The following is a 15,282-nucleotide window of genomic DNA, read 5'->3' on the forward strand; positions in this document are numbered from 1 at the left end:
CTATCATAAATGTCTGATCCTCAAATGCTCAAAAACAGGTAAAAAGATGGCCTGTTCTCGTTCCGTTTCGTCCTAGGTCGACATCATTCACGTTTTCGCCGAATTCAGCAAATTTCTAAAATAAAATGTCGAGAGCCGCTAGAATACTATAAAAGCTGTAGCCGCAGAATACAAGGGAATATCTAAAGAGAATGTTCTCCAGATGTATATGAAGTACAAGTGTACAATAATCCTTATAATATAAATGAATAGCAAAAAAGCCTTCCCTTTGTACTCGTAAGCGTTTACGACAAAGACAAGACTTTCACGCGATTACAGTGGCATGTGTTACCTCTTTCCAACAATCTAAAACATTCTGTACCCACCCAAACGCAACTTCTGGATCGTCCATCCACTGATTATCGCACCAGCCAGTCCAGCGATGCCCGTCATATAGTCTACAAGCTGGAAAGAACCCAGATGTGACATCAGAGATGACGACTGATCCCATAGAGAGTACACAACAATAGGCAGAATTACAATAATGAACAGATAGGAAGGAAACCAGGTTGTCTTCATCAGCATGTTCAGAATGAAACCGATACCAAACATCATAACGAAAAATAATACCATCAATACCAACACAGGTATAAATTGCATCGGGCGACATTCACCTCTTCTTTCACACATTCAGGTTTCACTTCTGGATAGTAGTTAGTGTACCGCAAAAAATGTGGCGAAGCAACGAACTTTCTGGACAAATTTCCCTATATTTATACTCTGTTCATTTGCCCTTCTGCTTCATGTTGGGATACAATGTAAACGATAAAGCAATCACCCGTCCCTTATAGTGCGTGTTCAAAAAGACTGGTTTTCAGTACCGAGAAGATGGAATGAAGTTAGAAATGGAGTAGCGGAGCGTAGATAGAGCTACGTGAGCAGCTACAATGTTTCCTAAGGAAACATACTTCGTAAGCCTCCCACTTATTTCGGCTGAATGCCATATTCGATGCTGATGATGCCACCAGGCATGATTCGTAATCAAAAGCGGACTTTTTGAACAACCTCTTATAGGGATTTGGAAATATACCTTGCAGGAGGAACACAACCAATGAACGAAGCCGCATCAACACTGGAGGGCTGGTACGCCCTGCATGATTTTCGCTCGATTAACTGGGCCGCCTGGAAAGCAGCAGATGATGAAGAACGCGCTGTTGCACTGGACGAGCTTCAGGAATTCTGGAAAGAATGGAAAGAAGTCGAGGATTCATCCAAAGGAAGTACCGTTGTATATACGGTTGTAGGTCAAAAAGCAGACCTCGTCATGATGCACCTGCGTGAAACGCTGGAAGATCTGAAGGCTGTTGAGAACGCGTTTAACAAAACGATGTTTGCCCAATACACAACCAAATCGTATTCATACGTCAGTGTAGTGGAACTGAGCAACTATCTTGGCAAAGAAGGCGAAGACCCGATGCAGAATCCGGATATTATCGCCCGTCTGAAACCTGTTCTGCCACAACGACAATACATCTGCTTCTATCCAATGAACAAAAAACGTGAGCTGAATGACAACTGGTACATGCTGTCCATGGACGAGCGTCGCACCATGATGCGCAGTCACGGCATGATTGGCCGCAGCTATGCGGGTAAAGTAAAACAGATCATTACCGGCTCTGTCGGTTTCGACGATTGGGAATGGGGCGTTACGCTATTTGCGGATGATGCACTTCAGTTCAAGAAACTTGTCTATGAGATGCGTTTCGATGAAGTTAGCGCCCGTTATGGCGAATTCGGTTCGTTCTATGTGGGAAGTCTGTTGAACGAAGGAACACTGGAAGACATGCTTAAGCTGTAAAAATAGTACAAAGCACAATAAAGCACCGCGACATCTCCTGTAAAGGATACTGTCTGCGGTGCTTTATTATCTATCTATATTCTACTACCTCAAGCTTGATTTAGATCTATATTGTTTGAACTATTTATTTACACAAAAACGGAAAGGACAGAAAAAACCTGAAAAAGCGAAGCTATAAGCTTTCTGCAAGAAAGCTACTTCGAAAGCATCCACTTTGCCTACAAGCTTTCTGAAAGAAAGCTACATCGGAAGCATACGCTATCACCGGATTTTCCCTTTAACAAAAGGGAATCAAAAAAATCTGGGGATAACAGCGATTGGAAGGTTATTCTGTCATTGAAGTGTATGTGTAAACATCTTTAGTTCAACTTATATCGTCTCTAATCCTCGTCCTCATCATCTACCGCTTTCAGCGATTCGAGGAACTCGGCTGTGGCCCGATCACGGTCACGCCCCTTCTCTTTAAGCCGCTCAATCGCAGGCATAATGAGAATATCCACTTCTTTCTGCACGATGTAGGCCAGATCATACTGATCCTGTTCCTCGAGATAACCACCGACCTGCATCAGGGCGTTGTAACGATCCAGCTCTTCACGTGTTAATAGTCCCCGGACCTGAACACTGCAATGTCTCATCCAAAAAACCGCCCTTTCTTCAGGACTAGCGGAATACCACCAATGATGAACAGATAACGCAGATCTACCAGCTTCTTCAACTGAGCCGCTTTCCAGCCCTTGTATTTCTTGCCGCCCACAACGGCAATAGCTTCACCTTTACCAAGTGATGCAACCGTGCCTTTGCTCGTAAATACAAAAGGTTGTGGCTGTTTCTTGCGAATGGATGCCACGACGTTCTTAGCGCAGTTCACACCCTGCTGCATCGCAATCTGGGCTGTTGGCGGATAAGGCCGACCTTCCGCGTTGAAGACAAGTGAATTATCACCAATGACATAGACATGCTCATGCCCTGGAGCACGCAAGTAGTCGTCTACTTTCACACGTCCTCGCATCACTTCAAGACCTGCCTGTTCAAGCAGTGAGTTACCGCGAATACCGCCGGTCCATACGACTGTAGCTGCATCGAGCTTTTCACCTTCACCCACAATAACCCCGTCCGGGAGACATTGCTTGATTGGAACACCAATTTTGAAAGTAACACCCTTTTTCTTGAGCACATTCATTGCATGTTCTACCAATTCCGGGTCAAATCCAGGCAAGGCCGAAGGCGCTGCCTCTACATTATAGATGTGCACATGTTTCGGATTCACGTCGAACTCCTTGCACAGCTGTGGAATACGATCTGCAAGTTCAGCTACGAATTCAACACCACTGAAACCCGCTCCACCTACGACAAACCGAATACGATTTCGTTTGTTATCGTTTTTGTACATCGCAAATTGATATTCGATGTGTTCTCGAATCAGTCTGACCGAGTTAATGCTGCGGATTGTCATGGCGTGATCGAGCATCCCTGGAATACCGAAAGTCTCAGGCTCACCGCCTAGTCCAATAATCAGATAATCATAGGATAACGTGCCGTCCTCCAGAATAATCTTCCGATCCTGCAGACGAATCTCCTTCACGGAAGACTTGACCAGATCAATCTTGAACTCATCAATCAGCTTGGAAATGGGCACTCTTGCATGCTCAATGGTATCCGTGCCGGCTGCCGGCATATGTAGATGTGTAGTAATATAATGATAATCATGCCGATTCACCAGTGTGACGTCGGCCTCGTTATAGTTCAATTCCTTCTGCAGCCGCTGGGCTGTCAGAATCCCGCCATAGCCCGCGCCGAGGATGACGATTTTGGGAATACTGCTCATGTCTATACCCCTTCCGGTTTCACTTGCATCAACCCGATCTTGGGTGAGATGCAAAATGCACATACTTACAAATATTGATGAGGTCTTGCCCATTATGACGACAAATGTTAACTTCGCGAATTTATTTAAACGTTTGCATCAATTTCATAACTCACTAAAAATGGATTTTATGAAACTAGATATCGACGTATCGAACCGTTTTGATCTATATCTAGACTTGATTGAAGCAACTAAAGGGTTTATGAAATTGATACGTTTGCACGCAAGTTATCGTTTCAAGTTGTGAAATTAACCACAAGATTCTACAAAACACGGGATCTGTCTTCATATTACATATTGACTCTAAATTAGACAAAAAAACACATAGTACAGGTCAAGGATATCTGTATTTCTAGTAAAGATCAAGGTTTTTTTTGTTATTTTTCATAACCTTTCATTTCCAATTTCATCCTATTCTCATCTGATCTTCATCAATTGTTCCCAGTTTCGTGACGCCGCTAACTTTGCAACCCTGAATACACCGTTTATAATAGGAAAGACAGTTCAGCACCCATGCCGGTTACGATCCGTAGCCTGCACATTCTTTCTGTTAACTACCTATTAAAATATGAAAGGTGTTGTTGATTCTTGACTGCACAAAATTCCAGTCATGATATGACTGATTTACTTATTATCGGTGGAGGCCCTGCGGGTCTGTTCGCCGCGTTTTATGGTGGGATGCGTCAGGCATCCGTTACACTGGTTGAAAGTATGCCACAGCTTGGCGGACAGCTTGCCGCTCTTTACCCGGAGAAATACATCTATGATGTAGCCGGATTCCCGAAAGTAACGGCTCAGGAACTGGTGAATAACCTGGTTGAGCAAATGAATCATTTTAACCCGAACATCCGCCTTGAAGAAAAGGTTGTATCGGTGGAGAAAAAGGATGAGCAACATTTCGTCGTGAAGACGGATGAGAATGAATATCATGCCAAAGCCGTCATTATTACAGCTGGTGTAGGTGCATTCGAACCACGTCGCCTGGAGCTTGAAGGTGCTGCCAAGTTCGAGAAGAGCAACCTGCACTACTTCATCAGTGATCTGAATGCCTTCGCTGGCAAAAAGGTACTGATCAGTGGCGGCGGTGACTCCGCGGTAGACTGGGCACTCATGCTGGAGCCTATCGCTGAGCAAGTGACACTGATCCATCGCCGGGACAAGTTCCGTGCACATGAGCACAGTGTCGAAAACCTGATGAATTCCAAGGTGAATGTCGTTACACCGACCGAAATCACGGAACTTCATGGGGATGACATGATTACCAAGGTAACCCTTTCTCATGTGAAAACCAAAGAAACTCAGGAAATCGAAGTAGATGACGTGATCGTTAACTTCGGATTTGTCTCTTCTCTCGGACCGATTGCCGAGTGGGGTATCGAAATTGACAGCAACTCCATCGTTGTTGATTCCCGCATGGAAACATCCATTCCAGGAATCTTCGCTGCCGGAGATATCACAACATATCCGGGTAAACTGAAGCTGATCGCTGTCGGATTCGGCGAAGCTCCAACAGCCGTCAACAATGCGAAGGTATACTTCGATCCGGATGCCAAATTGTCCCCAGGACACAGCAGTAACATGAAACGCTAGTTTTGCTGAAATAACATATATTGATACAAAAAAGGGTATCTTACTCCTGAGTGAATCCATATCAGGAGGGATACCCTTGTCTTATATATGCCCGCTGTGTAACGGTCTGGTTGTACCGGAGCAGGCTTGCCCCCACTGCCTTCAGGGACTGTTAGAATGCGGCAAATTGGATGATTACACCGGACCATACAGCCCCTACGTATTCCAAACTTCCTCTGACACGGCAGACGAAGTCGAAAACGTTTGCAATCATGTGATGTACTGTCACCATTGTCAGACGAGCACGCCATGGCCAGTCTCACTATGGGACTTGTCCGGAAACCTGTAACATTGCCTGCAATGAGGATCTCTAGTGAAGAATGGCAGATACGTCGGTACCCAGTTTGCGCTTATGGATTTCTGCCAACAGCAGTGCGATGAAATCTCGTTCGAGATTCAACTCAATCGCTTTATGGTAGGAATCCAACAACATCTCATCGGATAACATAGCCATTTCCCGCCACAACCTTTCCTTTTTTTTCCTCAAAACTATCATATCAGAGATTCATATAGAGAACAAGCGTTCTTGTTATCCACAACGATATGTGGAAATCCTGTGCATAGTTTGTTGATAAATGGAAAAAATATAGAGTAATCAACGTGTATAGTGTGGACAATATTTATGCACAGGGAGTTTGTACTACTGTCAGAACGTTTATCAGCGTATTTTTTTTGGAATAAATTCATAGTTTCAAGACTTGTTGCGAGTAAATTACCCGGTAATGTAAAATTTCAAACGGTTTTCATACCGTTTTCTTTTATATATTATCGGTTTTTCTTGAATTTTCTTGAGTTTTCCCATTCATTTTCTATTGGGGTCTGGTATTCACTTCCAGAATCCAGATCTTGCCTGAATAATCCAGTCCATAATCAAATCCAAGCTGACCTACACCAGGGAACTGACTTTCCATAATGTACGTACATGTCATTGTAAGGGAACGCATCTCCCGGCGTTTGTGCCGACCGGATATATGTGGCAGGGATAAACCAAGAGCTCGCCTTCCGGATAACATGGTGCCACCCTTGCTCAGATTCGTCACACAGAGTCCGGGACGAGCGAGTCGTCCTACTAAGGAACGGAATACCCAGCCTCGTTGGGTTTTGACAACTTTGACTCTGTAATCAACAGGTCTCCCTTGAATTGTTGCCAGATGAATGCCTTGCTGGATCAAGTACTTGCGTCTAGCCTTTACACGCACCAGAGAGCGATACATCTGGCTGAAACTGGCGAAAGAACGGGTCGTTTTCATATGGGTGTATCGATAAGCCCCACCGCTGGCCGATACCCGGATAACACCGTAACCTCCGCCTCCTACAATAGGTTTGACATACACCATTCCATAACGACTGAGCATTTGCAGCAGATTACCCGAGTTGAATGCCTTGGTCTGTGGGATATGGACAGCAGCTACCGGATATTTCATCAGAGCCGCTGTCTTCCGCCATTTGCTTGCAAGTTGTCTCGACATGGGTTGATCTCCTTCCTTGAAACAATAGTCCTTCCTTATACATACTCAACAGAAGCCTTGCTTTCTTGGATGTCTGTCCACGGCAAAGGCCCCTTTTCCATGTAACCTGTCCCAGGGTGATGGCGGAAACGGGAACACGCGCCCGGTTTACTTTTCAAACAAGTCAATCTGTCGTATGCTACTAAGGAATGGCTTGGAAGGGCTTAAATATGAGGATCTAAGGAGCGTTAAGAACAAATGGAAGCTTTTTTCAAATCACTTTATGGCGTAGCCTATTTTGCAATGTCGATCGTTCTGGTAGCTGTTACGGTACTTCTCTTTGTCACAGGTATTCGACTGTTTATGCAAAAGCGTAATCGCGGCTTTGCCGTGAGTTGTCTTATATTTGCCTGTTTCATCGTCTTTATCATTGTTGTTATGTTAACTACGCCCTTCTCTGCCACACCGCCGGGTTCACCGGAAGCCATGGCTGCCCTTCTTCACTTTGGGTAGTTGAACTCTGTAGAAGGAGATGCTTATGACACGTACTAATGAAACCTTAGGAATTATTGATATCGGCTCAAACTCCATTCGTCTAGTTATATATGAACTGGATCAGGACGAAGCCTATCGCATCATTCATGAAGACAAATACGCCGCTCGTCTGAGCAGCGTTGTTGAGTCCGATGGAACCATTCTGCGCCATTCTCTGGATAAAGCCATCACCATCTTGAGTCAATTCAAAGCGACCTGTGAAGCGTACCAGACCAAACTGATTCGCGCAGCAGCTACCGCAGCTATTCGTAATGCAAGCAATGTCCTGGAGATTATCGAATGGCTGGAGACAGAGACGGGGCTTACCATTGAATGTGTATCGGGAGATCGGGAGGCCTATTATGGGTTCCTTGGTGTCACTCAATCCATTGATCTGGCAGACGGTTACGTCGTGGATATTGGAGGCGGCAGCACAGAGATCACGGTCTTTCGGGATCGGAAAAGGTTACATAGCATCTCCCTCCCTATTGGTGCAGTGAATTCACATGCCCGTTACGGGGGCGAAGATCAGTGGACTGAGGAGAATGCAAATGCATTATGCAACGAAGTCACTGAGGCTCTCCGCGGACAGGATTGGATTCGTGAGCATCCTGGTCTGCCACTCATCGGACTTGGCGGCACAATGCGTACACTCGCCAAAGTGGAACAGAAGCGTACCCAGTATTCTTTGCCTGTCAGCCATCATTATGAGATCAGTGAGGAAGCGATGGAGAATATCGCTCGCTCCTTACCACATCTCACCTCGGCACAGCGCAAAAAGGTACCTGGGCTCGCCAAAGATCGCGCTGACATCATTGTGCCCGGCGTACTGATCCTACGAACTGTCTTCCAGATAATACAAGGAGATCGTTATGTGGTTAGTGGCGCGGGTCTACGAGACGGGTTGTTGCGTGATTACATGGCTGGAGGTCAGCCGGTCGTTCCAGACGCGCTGAAGGACAGTATCCGCAACTTTATCCATTTTGGTCCGCCTATTCCAGAGAAACGTCTGCAACGGATTCATCAGGATACGGTTACCCTGTATACGGCATTACAAGGTACCCCTCCTGATCAAGCAGATGCCCGAATCCTGTATGCAGCCTCCATGCTGCACATGGCAGGTAAACAGATTAACTATTTCCGTTATACACAGCACTCGGCCTATTGGATTATGAATTCAAGCATCTATGGACTTTCTCATCGGGAGACCATTCTAAGTGCCAGTGCAGCTGATTTTCATCCCAAAAAAAGAACGCCCCAGCTGCTGAATAAGCACCGGGACATTCTGAAAAACTCGGATGAGCGGCATGCTCATCGTTTAGGCTCTCTGCTGCGCGTAGCCGAAGCCATCAATCGATCCGAAAGCATCGCTGCGATTGAAGCAACAAAAGAAAACGACTCGCTGCAGGTGCAATTCACCTGTACAGCTGAGCCGTTACTGGAACTTGATGGCCTGGAAGAGGCCGTCAAGGATCTGAAGGAAGCCTGGGGAGTTACGTTAACGCACTCCATTCAGCAGGCTTCCAAGGGATAATACCCATGGCCTCCGTCTGACTTCTCAGCGGGGGCTTTTCATTTTCTACAAATACATAATTGCCACCAGGCATAAGTTGTCTCGCTTTGACATTATCCATAAGGGACAGATTAAGGATATCCACTAGCATCTTTTTCAGCTCGGGATCAAATACGGGACACATCAGTTCAATTCTTCGATTCAGGTTACGTGTCATCCAGTCTGCACTGGAGATGAATACATCGGGGTTGCCGCTATTTTCAAAATAAAACAACCGTGAATGCTCCAGAAAACGATCCACAATGCTAATGACCCGAATATTCTCACTGAGCCCCTCTACCCCCGGACGCAGACAACATACACCACGCACAATCAGATCGATCTGCACGCCAGCTTGAGAAGCCTCGTACAATTCATCAATCATTTCCTGATGGGATAAGGAGTTGATCTTGGCAATAATTCTGGAAGGTTTGCCTTTCAGTGCATGCTCTGTTTCTCTACGAATCAGTGCAAACAGCTCATCCTTCATACCATCCGGAGCTACGCGGAACGCCTGCAATGCCTTCGGACCGGAGTATCCGGTAATCTCATTGAACAATTCGGATGCATCTTCTCCAATAATCGGATTAGAGGTGAACAGTCCCACGTCCGTATACACTTTGGCTGTACTCTCATTATAGTTACCGGTTCCTACATGAACATAACGTCTCAGCCCCTGCTGTTCCCTGCGTACGACAAGAATGATTTTGGCATGGGTCTTGAGTCCAACCAGTCCATAAACCACGTGACAACCGGCTTTCTCCAGCTTACGGGCCCAAGCAATGTTGCGCTCTTCATCAAACCGGGCTTTCAGTTCCACCACCACCGTGACCTGCTTACCACTCTCAGCTGCAAGTGCAAGTGCCGGAATAAGGCGTGAATCGCCATTGACCCGATATAATGTCATCTTGATGGCCAGAACTCTTGGATCTTCCGAAGCCTCCAATATAAAATCAGTGACTGGTTCAAACGATTCGTACGGATGATGCACCAGTACATCGCGTTTGCGCAGTAGCTCAAAATGACTTTCTCTTGGCAGAAACTCAAGTGGGTAGACTGGCTTCACCGGACTGTATTTCAGATGTGAGAAACTTTCCAGACTGTCTACGAATCCCGCCAGAAAACTCAGATCAAGTGGTCCATCAATTTCATATACCGGGTCCTGAATATCAAATTCATCCTGCAATTCCAATAAAGCATCCGGACGAAAATCCTTACAGACTTCCAGTCGTACAGGAGCCCCGCGGCGTCTGCGGCGCAATTCTTTTTCAATAGCCTCAAGCAGATCTTCCGCTTCTTCTTCATTAATAAACAGATCCGCATTACGGGTCACTCTGAATTCCTGTGCAGCAAGCGAGATATATCCGCTGAAGAGCGTATGGATATGATGTTTGATAAGATCTTCAATCAGTATGAATGTTTTCTTTTTGCTATTCGCCCGAATGGGAGCCTGAACTACCCGCGGCAGATTGGAAGGCACCTGAACAATAGCCATAAACGGCTCACCCTCTTGCTCCCCTTCCTTCTGTAACATCACGGACAGATAGACAGACTTGTTGTGTACCAGTGGGAACGGACGACTCTGGTCAATCGCCATCGGTGTGAGTACCGGAAAAATAATTTCATGAAAGTACTGGTCCATTGCGCGCTGCTGTGTCACATTAAGATCTGTATATTCCTGAATGTTCACGCCTTTCTTGGCGAGTAGACGAATGAGTTCACGATACGTTTTATACTGTTCGGCGACCATGGTCCCGGTTCGTTTGATCAATCTGCGGTACAATCCCGAAGGCGTGTATCCTGTAAAATCTTTTTGCGTGAATCCGGCCTTGATCTTCTCTTTTGTCTCCGCCACCCTTACACTGACGAACTCGTCCAAATTACTAGCGACAATGCCGAGAAATCTCATGCGTTCCAGCAGAGGCGTTGTTGGATCCTGGGCCTCCTGAAGTACGCGCCGATTAAATTCAACCCAACTCAAATCACGATTAACGTAGTTGCCTGTTTTGACGTCTCTATGCATGTATGGCCTCCGAATGTGTTGCATATCTATTCTTGGTTAGAAGTTCTCATATAATTGTACTATTCGTAATCAACATCAAGCGTCAGCGCAGTGTAAACGCTACGTAAAATTTATGTAAATGATACCTCATGGGCGCAACTTTTTCCATCCCTTTACAAAGGTCAATAGACAGAGTAAAGTGAAGTACAGTGTGATTTGGTCCGGTTGCTTGTTCTCATTCCAAATATAGTTGATCAAAGGAGTATATAATGAAATCCAACAAACCTAGAACATTACAAAAAAATATAGAGTTTTTCACGGCTGCACTATCCCAATGTATGGTAAGCGCATGGCAGGAAGACCCGGCTGGCGTCTATTGCGAGGTCGGTTGTGGCATTGTGGAGCGGATCAGTGAAGACAGCGTGCGCATCCGAAACAATGACGGAACCAAGAGCCATTATGCACGAGATATCACGATGTTCCAGACTGAAAAATAATTTTGTTTAAATACGTAAAAAAGACTAGCTTTCCGAAACAAGGTGTTGTATACTCTTGCCACAAGGAAAGGAGGTGCGTCAACATTTCTAATGTCATGTTGAACGTGTCCCTTACCCGATCCACTAGCTCAAATTAAAAGAGTCTGGTGGAGGCGCGGGATACGGATCAATGTTTCAAAAAGCGCCACGGGTAGAAAAGCCGTCTTCGGACGGCTTTTTGTTTTCTCTTTTTCTGTAGAGAGGTTGAGAAAACACCCAAAATATTGGAAATGGACCCTTTAGTAGATCAAACCAGGATGGCTATAATTAGGATGCAACTCAACCTAAATCCGAGGAGGCATCTTGTAATGTTCAAAAATGTAAGGGGTTTCAAGACATCCATCATGTTGGCTTTTGTTTTGTTATTCACCTCCATCATGTTGCCCGCAGGTCAGCATGCCAGCGCAGCACCAAGTTTCGCCAAAGGAGCCGATATCAGTTGGGTTCCCGGAATGGAAGCCCAAGGTTACAAATGGAAAGATAAAAACGGCGTACAGCGCGACATCATTGATATTTTGAAAAAAGACTATCAAATCAATTCCGTTCGCATTCGGGTATTCGTTAATCCTTCGAATGATTATGGGAACGGTTACATGAATAAGGATCGTGCGGCTGTACTCGCACAACGTGCCAAGAATGCTGGCATGAGTGTAATGCTCACTCTGCACTATAGCGATTCTTGGGCAGACCCTGGTCAACAAACCAAACCAGCTGCCTGGAAAAACTATACGTTCCAACAGCTCATGGATGCGGTATGGAACCACACTCGTGAAGTTATGACGGCGATGCAAAGCAAAGGCGTTACCCCGGACTGGGTACAGATCGGTAATGAAACAAGCAACGGCATGTTATGGGAAGACGGCAAAGCATCCACCAACATGAAAAACTATGCGTGGTTGGTGAACACAGGCCATAACGCAGTGAAATCCCTGAGCAGCGGCACCAAAACCATTGTGCATCTGGCAGGTGGGGATGATAATGCCCTCTATGTATGGAATATTGGTGGTCTGATTAACAACGGAGCTAATTTTGACATGATTGCCATGTCCCTCTATCCTTCAGCTTCCGGCTGGAACACCGCTGTGACAAATACGGTAAACAACGCCAAGGATATGATCAACCGTTATGGCAAAGAAATCATCATCTCCGAAATTGGCATGGACAATAACCAGGCTGCAGCTGGCAAAAGTTTTGTTGCTGCGATGAAAAACCAAATCCGCAATCTGCCAAATGGCAAAGGTAAAGGTGTATTCTACTGGGAGCCTCAGGCTACACCAGGATATAACAGTGGATATGGTAAGGGCGCTTGGCAGTCGAATATGATGCCGACTGTTGTCATGGAAGGATTTATTGACTAGGTACGTTGGGTAGAAGTGCGGGCTTTGGGGAGCAGCGTGGTGGCGTTCCGGTGGCGGATCGTTCTTATGATCGCTGTTATCCCCAGATTTTTATGAATTCCCCTGTTAAGGGGAAAATCCGGGGATAAAGGCGAACGCTCCGCTTCTTCAGAATCGATTCCGCCCCCTCCACTACGTTGCTGCTCCTTTGAGACACTTCTAAAACCGTGTGTAGGCAAATGGATTAGGGCAATGAAGGGCATAAGGCGCTATTCCTGGTGGGAGTAGCGCCTTTTGGCGATGAAGTGCGTTGAGGGGGTAGCGTGGTGGCGTTCCGGTGGCGGATCGTTCTTATGATCGCTGTTATCCCCAGATTTTTATGAATTCCCCTGTTAAGGGGAAAATCCGGGGATAAAGGCGAACGCTCCGCTTCTTCAGAATCGATTCCGCCCCCTCCACTACGTTGCTGCTCCTTGAGACACTTCTAAAACCGTGTCGCAATCAATCGAGGAGGGGTTCATCACTCGGGCTGGAGACTGATGTTCTTTTGGCTTACATATGAATATAATAAGTTTATTGAGATAACACATAGGATCAACTTCTAATTGGAGAGGAGGCATAAGGATGAGTTTTTTAAAAGGGTTCGGTCAGTTAGCTGGGGAAGTTACCGGGAAAGTGTTGGGCGGCAGCGTGAGGGTTGTTGGTGAAATTGCGGGAAGCCCCTTTATCAAAGAAATCGGGAACGGCGTAGAAAAAGCTACGATTAATACAGGCAAAACCGTTGGACAACTGGCTAGCGGAACTTATGATCTTGCCAGTGGTGCAATTCGAAAAGATGATACCGCCATAGACGCGGGGCTTGCCGATATTGGAGGTGCTGTAACCAATACTGCAAAAGGTGTAGCGATATCAGCAAAGTATGTATATAACAGCGGTAAAGATGTTGTTGTGGGCATGAAAGAGGAAGATAAGGACAGAGTGAAGCTTGGTGCCAAGAATCTTTTAGCTGCTGCTGCGGTAACAACACTCGCTGTCGGTGTCATTGATGCAGTTGATGGCGCTGAAGGTGTAGATACGTAGGATTTGGTTTAGATCACCAATAACACAACAACTGAAGAAATACAGCCTAGCAGGGCAACCAAAATATGGAGACAACTAAATGAGATTTTTTCAAGTAAAATCCGTTGTCTCTTTTGAATTAAAGACGAGTAGATGAACACCGTAACCACAACGGGCAGATATAAATGAAGATCCGGACCATCCGTGCTCGGTAATAGTTTATTAATATATCCACCTATCGTCTCGTTGACCATCATGAACCCATATATACTACCGATTATCGCTGAAACTGCAAACTGAAATAGTATCTGAACTACAGCCTTCTTTACAAAGAATGGATCACGTTTGCGGTAACGGTTATTAACCATCATATATCTGTCGCCTCCTCGTTTTTCTATTACTCTTTTTGGTTACTATTTTTGATTACTACTCCTGTATTTTACCATAACGTTGATCAGCCTTCCTTTTTAGTTTTTATCGACCTATCGCTCCCCCACAAACAAAGAATTGCCCTCTCCACCTCATTGGCAGAAAGGGCAATTATGTCGATACCAGATACCTCTGTTCAGCTTACCTTAGCGAGTCTCGTAGCACGTATCGATGCGGCAGCGTATACGATAAGCGCTGTCCAGATGAGTGCGAAACCAACGAGCAGAACTGGCGAGACCGTTTCCTTGAACACAAACACACTCAGGATCAGCATAATTGTTGGCCCAATATACTGCACAAAGCCGAGTGTGGACAACGACATTCGAGCAGCCGCCCGTGCAAAGAACAGCAGCGGCAGCGCCGTCACCACACCGGAAAGCAACAGTTCGAAGAACATCGGTGCAGGTAGCGTCCATGCCGTTGCTTTTCCTACAACAGCCAAGTAGATCCAGTAGCCAAGTGCGACGGGCAGAACTACAGCTGTCTCCGAAAATAAACCCACAGAAGCGTCTTGCTTAATCTTCTTCTTCGCCAGACCGTACAAGCCAAATGACACGGCCAGCGAGATCGCAACCCAAGGGAAACGTCCGTAGTCGATAGCTATGATAAGCACCGCGACACCAGCGATGGCAATCGCGAGCCATTGTCCACGGTTTGGCTTTTCATGAAGGAAGACAACCGCCAGCAACACATTTAGTAACGGGTTCAAATAATAGCCCAGACTTGTCTCAACGACATGACCGTTGTTAACCGCCCAGATGAAGATAAGCCAGTTAATAGCAATTAGCAGCCCACTCGCGGTAAGGGACAGCAGGGTCGAACGACTGGTCAGAATACGCTTCATGTCACTCCAACGACGTTGGACGGCAACGAAAATCCCCATAAAGACAAATGACCAGACAACCCGGTGCGATAAAATCTCGCCTGCCGGTACATTTTCAAACAACTTCCAATACAGCGGGAGAACTCCCCACATGATATACGCAATGATCGCGTTGATTAATCCACTATTCATAACTGTATCCCCTCTTATTGCTCTGATATCTCAACGGATT

The 15,282-nt window shown here is 45.9% G+C and carries 16 protein-coding genes; 8 read left to right on the top strand and 8 right to left on the bottom strand.

The window, feature by feature from the left end:
• Positions 1–345: 345 nt before the first annotated feature.
• Positions 346–639, bottom strand: coding sequence for a YuiB family protein (locus MHH92_RS24905; protein WP_036673352.1), 294 nt, complete (start codon positions 637–639; stop codon positions 346–348).
• Positions 640–1,090: 451 nt separating this feature from the next.
• On the opposite strand from MHH92_RS24905, the gene hemQ reads away from it, so the two are divergent.
• Positions 1,091–1,837, top strand: coding sequence for a hydrogen peroxide-dependent heme synthase (gene hemQ, locus MHH92_RS24910; protein WP_036605768.1), 747 nt, complete (start codon positions 1,091–1,093; stop codon positions 1,835–1,837).
• Between the two features lie 380 nt (positions 1,838–2,217).
• On the opposite strand, the gene MHH92_RS24915 is transcribed toward hemQ, so the two are convergent.
• Both MHH92_RS24915 and MHH92_RS24920 read right to left on the bottom strand, forming a co-directional pair.
• The gene (locus MHH92_RS24915; RefSeq protein ID WP_036605767.1) at positions 2,218–2,472 is read right to left on the bottom strand and encodes a hypothetical protein; all 255 of its coding nucleotides are present in this window, start codon (positions 2,470–2,472) and stop codon (positions 2,218–2,220) included.
• The gene (locus MHH92_RS24920; protein ID WP_036605766.1) at positions 2,469–3,662 is read right to left on the bottom strand and encodes an NAD(P)/FAD-dependent oxidoreductase; all 1,194 of its coding nucleotides are present in this window, start codon (positions 3,660–3,662) and stop codon (positions 2,469–2,471) included. The genes MHH92_RS24915 and MHH92_RS24920 overlap by 4 nt, the downstream gene beginning before the upstream one ends.
• Before the next feature lie 654 nt (positions 3,663–4,316).
• Between MHH92_RS24920 and MHH92_RS24925 the strand changes: the two genes are divergently transcribed.
• Both MHH92_RS24925 and MHH92_RS24930 read left to right on the top strand, forming a co-directional pair.
• Entirely contained in the window at positions 4,317–5,291 is a 975-nt protein-coding gene (locus MHH92_RS24925; RefSeq protein WP_218641578.1) for an NAD(P)/FAD-dependent oxidoreductase, read from the top strand.
• A gap of 76 nt (positions 5,292–5,367) precedes the next feature.
• Positions 5,368–5,619 (top strand): hypothetical protein, encoded by a 252-nt coding sequence (locus MHH92_RS24930; RefSeq protein ID WP_076319806.1) that lies wholly within the window; start codon positions 5,368–5,370, stop codon positions 5,617–5,619.
• Positions 5,620–5,640: 21 nt separating this feature from the next.
• On the opposite strand, the gene MHH92_RS24935 is transcribed toward MHH92_RS24930, so the two are convergent.
• Both MHH92_RS24935 and MHH92_RS24940 read right to left on the bottom strand, forming a co-directional pair.
• On the bottom strand, positions 5,641–5,784 hold the full coding sequence (locus MHH92_RS24935) for a sporulation histidine kinase inhibitor Sda (protein WP_017692430.1): 144 nt from the start codon (positions 5,782–5,784) through the stop codon (positions 5,641–5,643).
• Between the two features lie 355 nt (positions 5,785–6,139).
• On the bottom strand, positions 6,140–6,799 hold the full coding sequence (locus tag MHH92_RS24940) for a YheC/YheD family protein (RefSeq protein WP_036605763.1): 660 nt from the start codon (positions 6,797–6,799) through the stop codon (positions 6,140–6,142).
• Positions 6,800–7,036: 237 nt separating this feature from the next.
• On the opposite strand from MHH92_RS24940, the gene MHH92_RS24945 reads away from it, so the two are divergent.
• The gene (locus MHH92_RS24945; RefSeq protein ID WP_017692428.1) at positions 7,037–7,291 is read left to right on the top strand and encodes a hypothetical protein; all 255 of its coding nucleotides are present in this window, start codon (positions 7,037–7,039) and stop codon (positions 7,289–7,291) included.
• 25 nt (positions 7,292–7,316) lie between these two features.
• Positions 7,317–8,846 carry a Ppx/GppA phosphatase family protein gene (locus MHH92_RS24950; RefSeq protein ID WP_340907011.1) on the top strand — a complete coding sequence of 510 codons (1,530 nt, stop codon included), beginning with the start codon at positions 7,317–7,319 and terminating at the stop codon, positions 8,844–8,846.
• Here the strand turns inward: MHH92_RS24950 and ppk1 are convergent.
• Positions 8,806–10,887 carry a polyphosphate kinase 1 gene (gene ppk1 / locus MHH92_RS24955; protein WP_036605760.1) on the bottom strand — a complete coding sequence of 694 codons (2,082 nt, stop codon included), beginning with the start codon at positions 10,885–10,887 and terminating at the stop codon, positions 8,806–8,808. The two genes, MHH92_RS24950 and ppk1, sit on opposite strands and share 41 nt — an antisense overlap.
• A 248-nt stretch (positions 10,888–11,135) precedes the next feature.
• On the opposite strand from ppk1, the gene MHH92_RS24960 reads away from it, so the two are divergent.
• The 3 genes from MHH92_RS24960 (at position 11,136) to MHH92_RS24970 (ending at position 13,819) form a co-directional block, all read left to right on the top strand.
• On the top strand, positions 11,136–11,363 hold the full coding sequence (locus MHH92_RS24960; RefSeq protein ID WP_017692425.1) for a hypothetical protein: 228 nt from the start codon (positions 11,136–11,138) through the stop codon (positions 11,361–11,363).
• Positions 11,364–11,710: 347 nt separating this feature from the next.
• Positions 11,711–12,760: a glycoside hydrolase family 53 protein gene (locus tag MHH92_RS24965; protein WP_445744686.1), complete on the top strand. Its 1,050-nt coding sequence runs from the start codon at positions 11,711–11,713 to the stop codon at positions 12,758–12,760.
• A gap of 603 nt (positions 12,761–13,363) precedes the next feature.
• Positions 13,364–13,819, top strand: a complete 456-nt coding sequence (locus tag MHH92_RS24970; RefSeq protein WP_221823564.1) for a hypothetical protein — start codon at positions 13,364–13,366, stop codon at positions 13,817–13,819.
• Positions 13,820–13,827: 8 nt separating this feature from the next.
• Here the strand turns inward: MHH92_RS24970 and MHH92_RS24975 are convergent, their stop codons facing one another.
• On the bottom strand, positions 13,828–14,169 hold the full coding sequence (locus MHH92_RS24975) for a hypothetical protein (RefSeq protein ID WP_340907012.1): 342 nt from the start codon (positions 14,167–14,169) through the stop codon (positions 13,828–13,830).
• A gap of 194 nt (positions 14,170–14,363) precedes the next feature.
• Positions 14,364–15,242, bottom strand: coding sequence for an EamA family transporter RarD (gene rarD / locus MHH92_RS24980; protein WP_036673338.1), 879 nt, complete (start codon positions 15,240–15,242; stop codon positions 14,364–14,366).
• Between the last annotated feature and the right edge of the window lie 40 nt (positions 15,243–15,282).

The sequence above is a fragment of the Paenibacillus sp. FSL M7-1414 genome, assembly GCF_038003195.1.
In the GTDB taxonomy this organism is placed as follows: domain Bacteria; phylum Bacillota; class Bacilli; order Paenibacillales; family Paenibacillaceae; genus Paenibacillus; species Paenibacillus amylolyticus.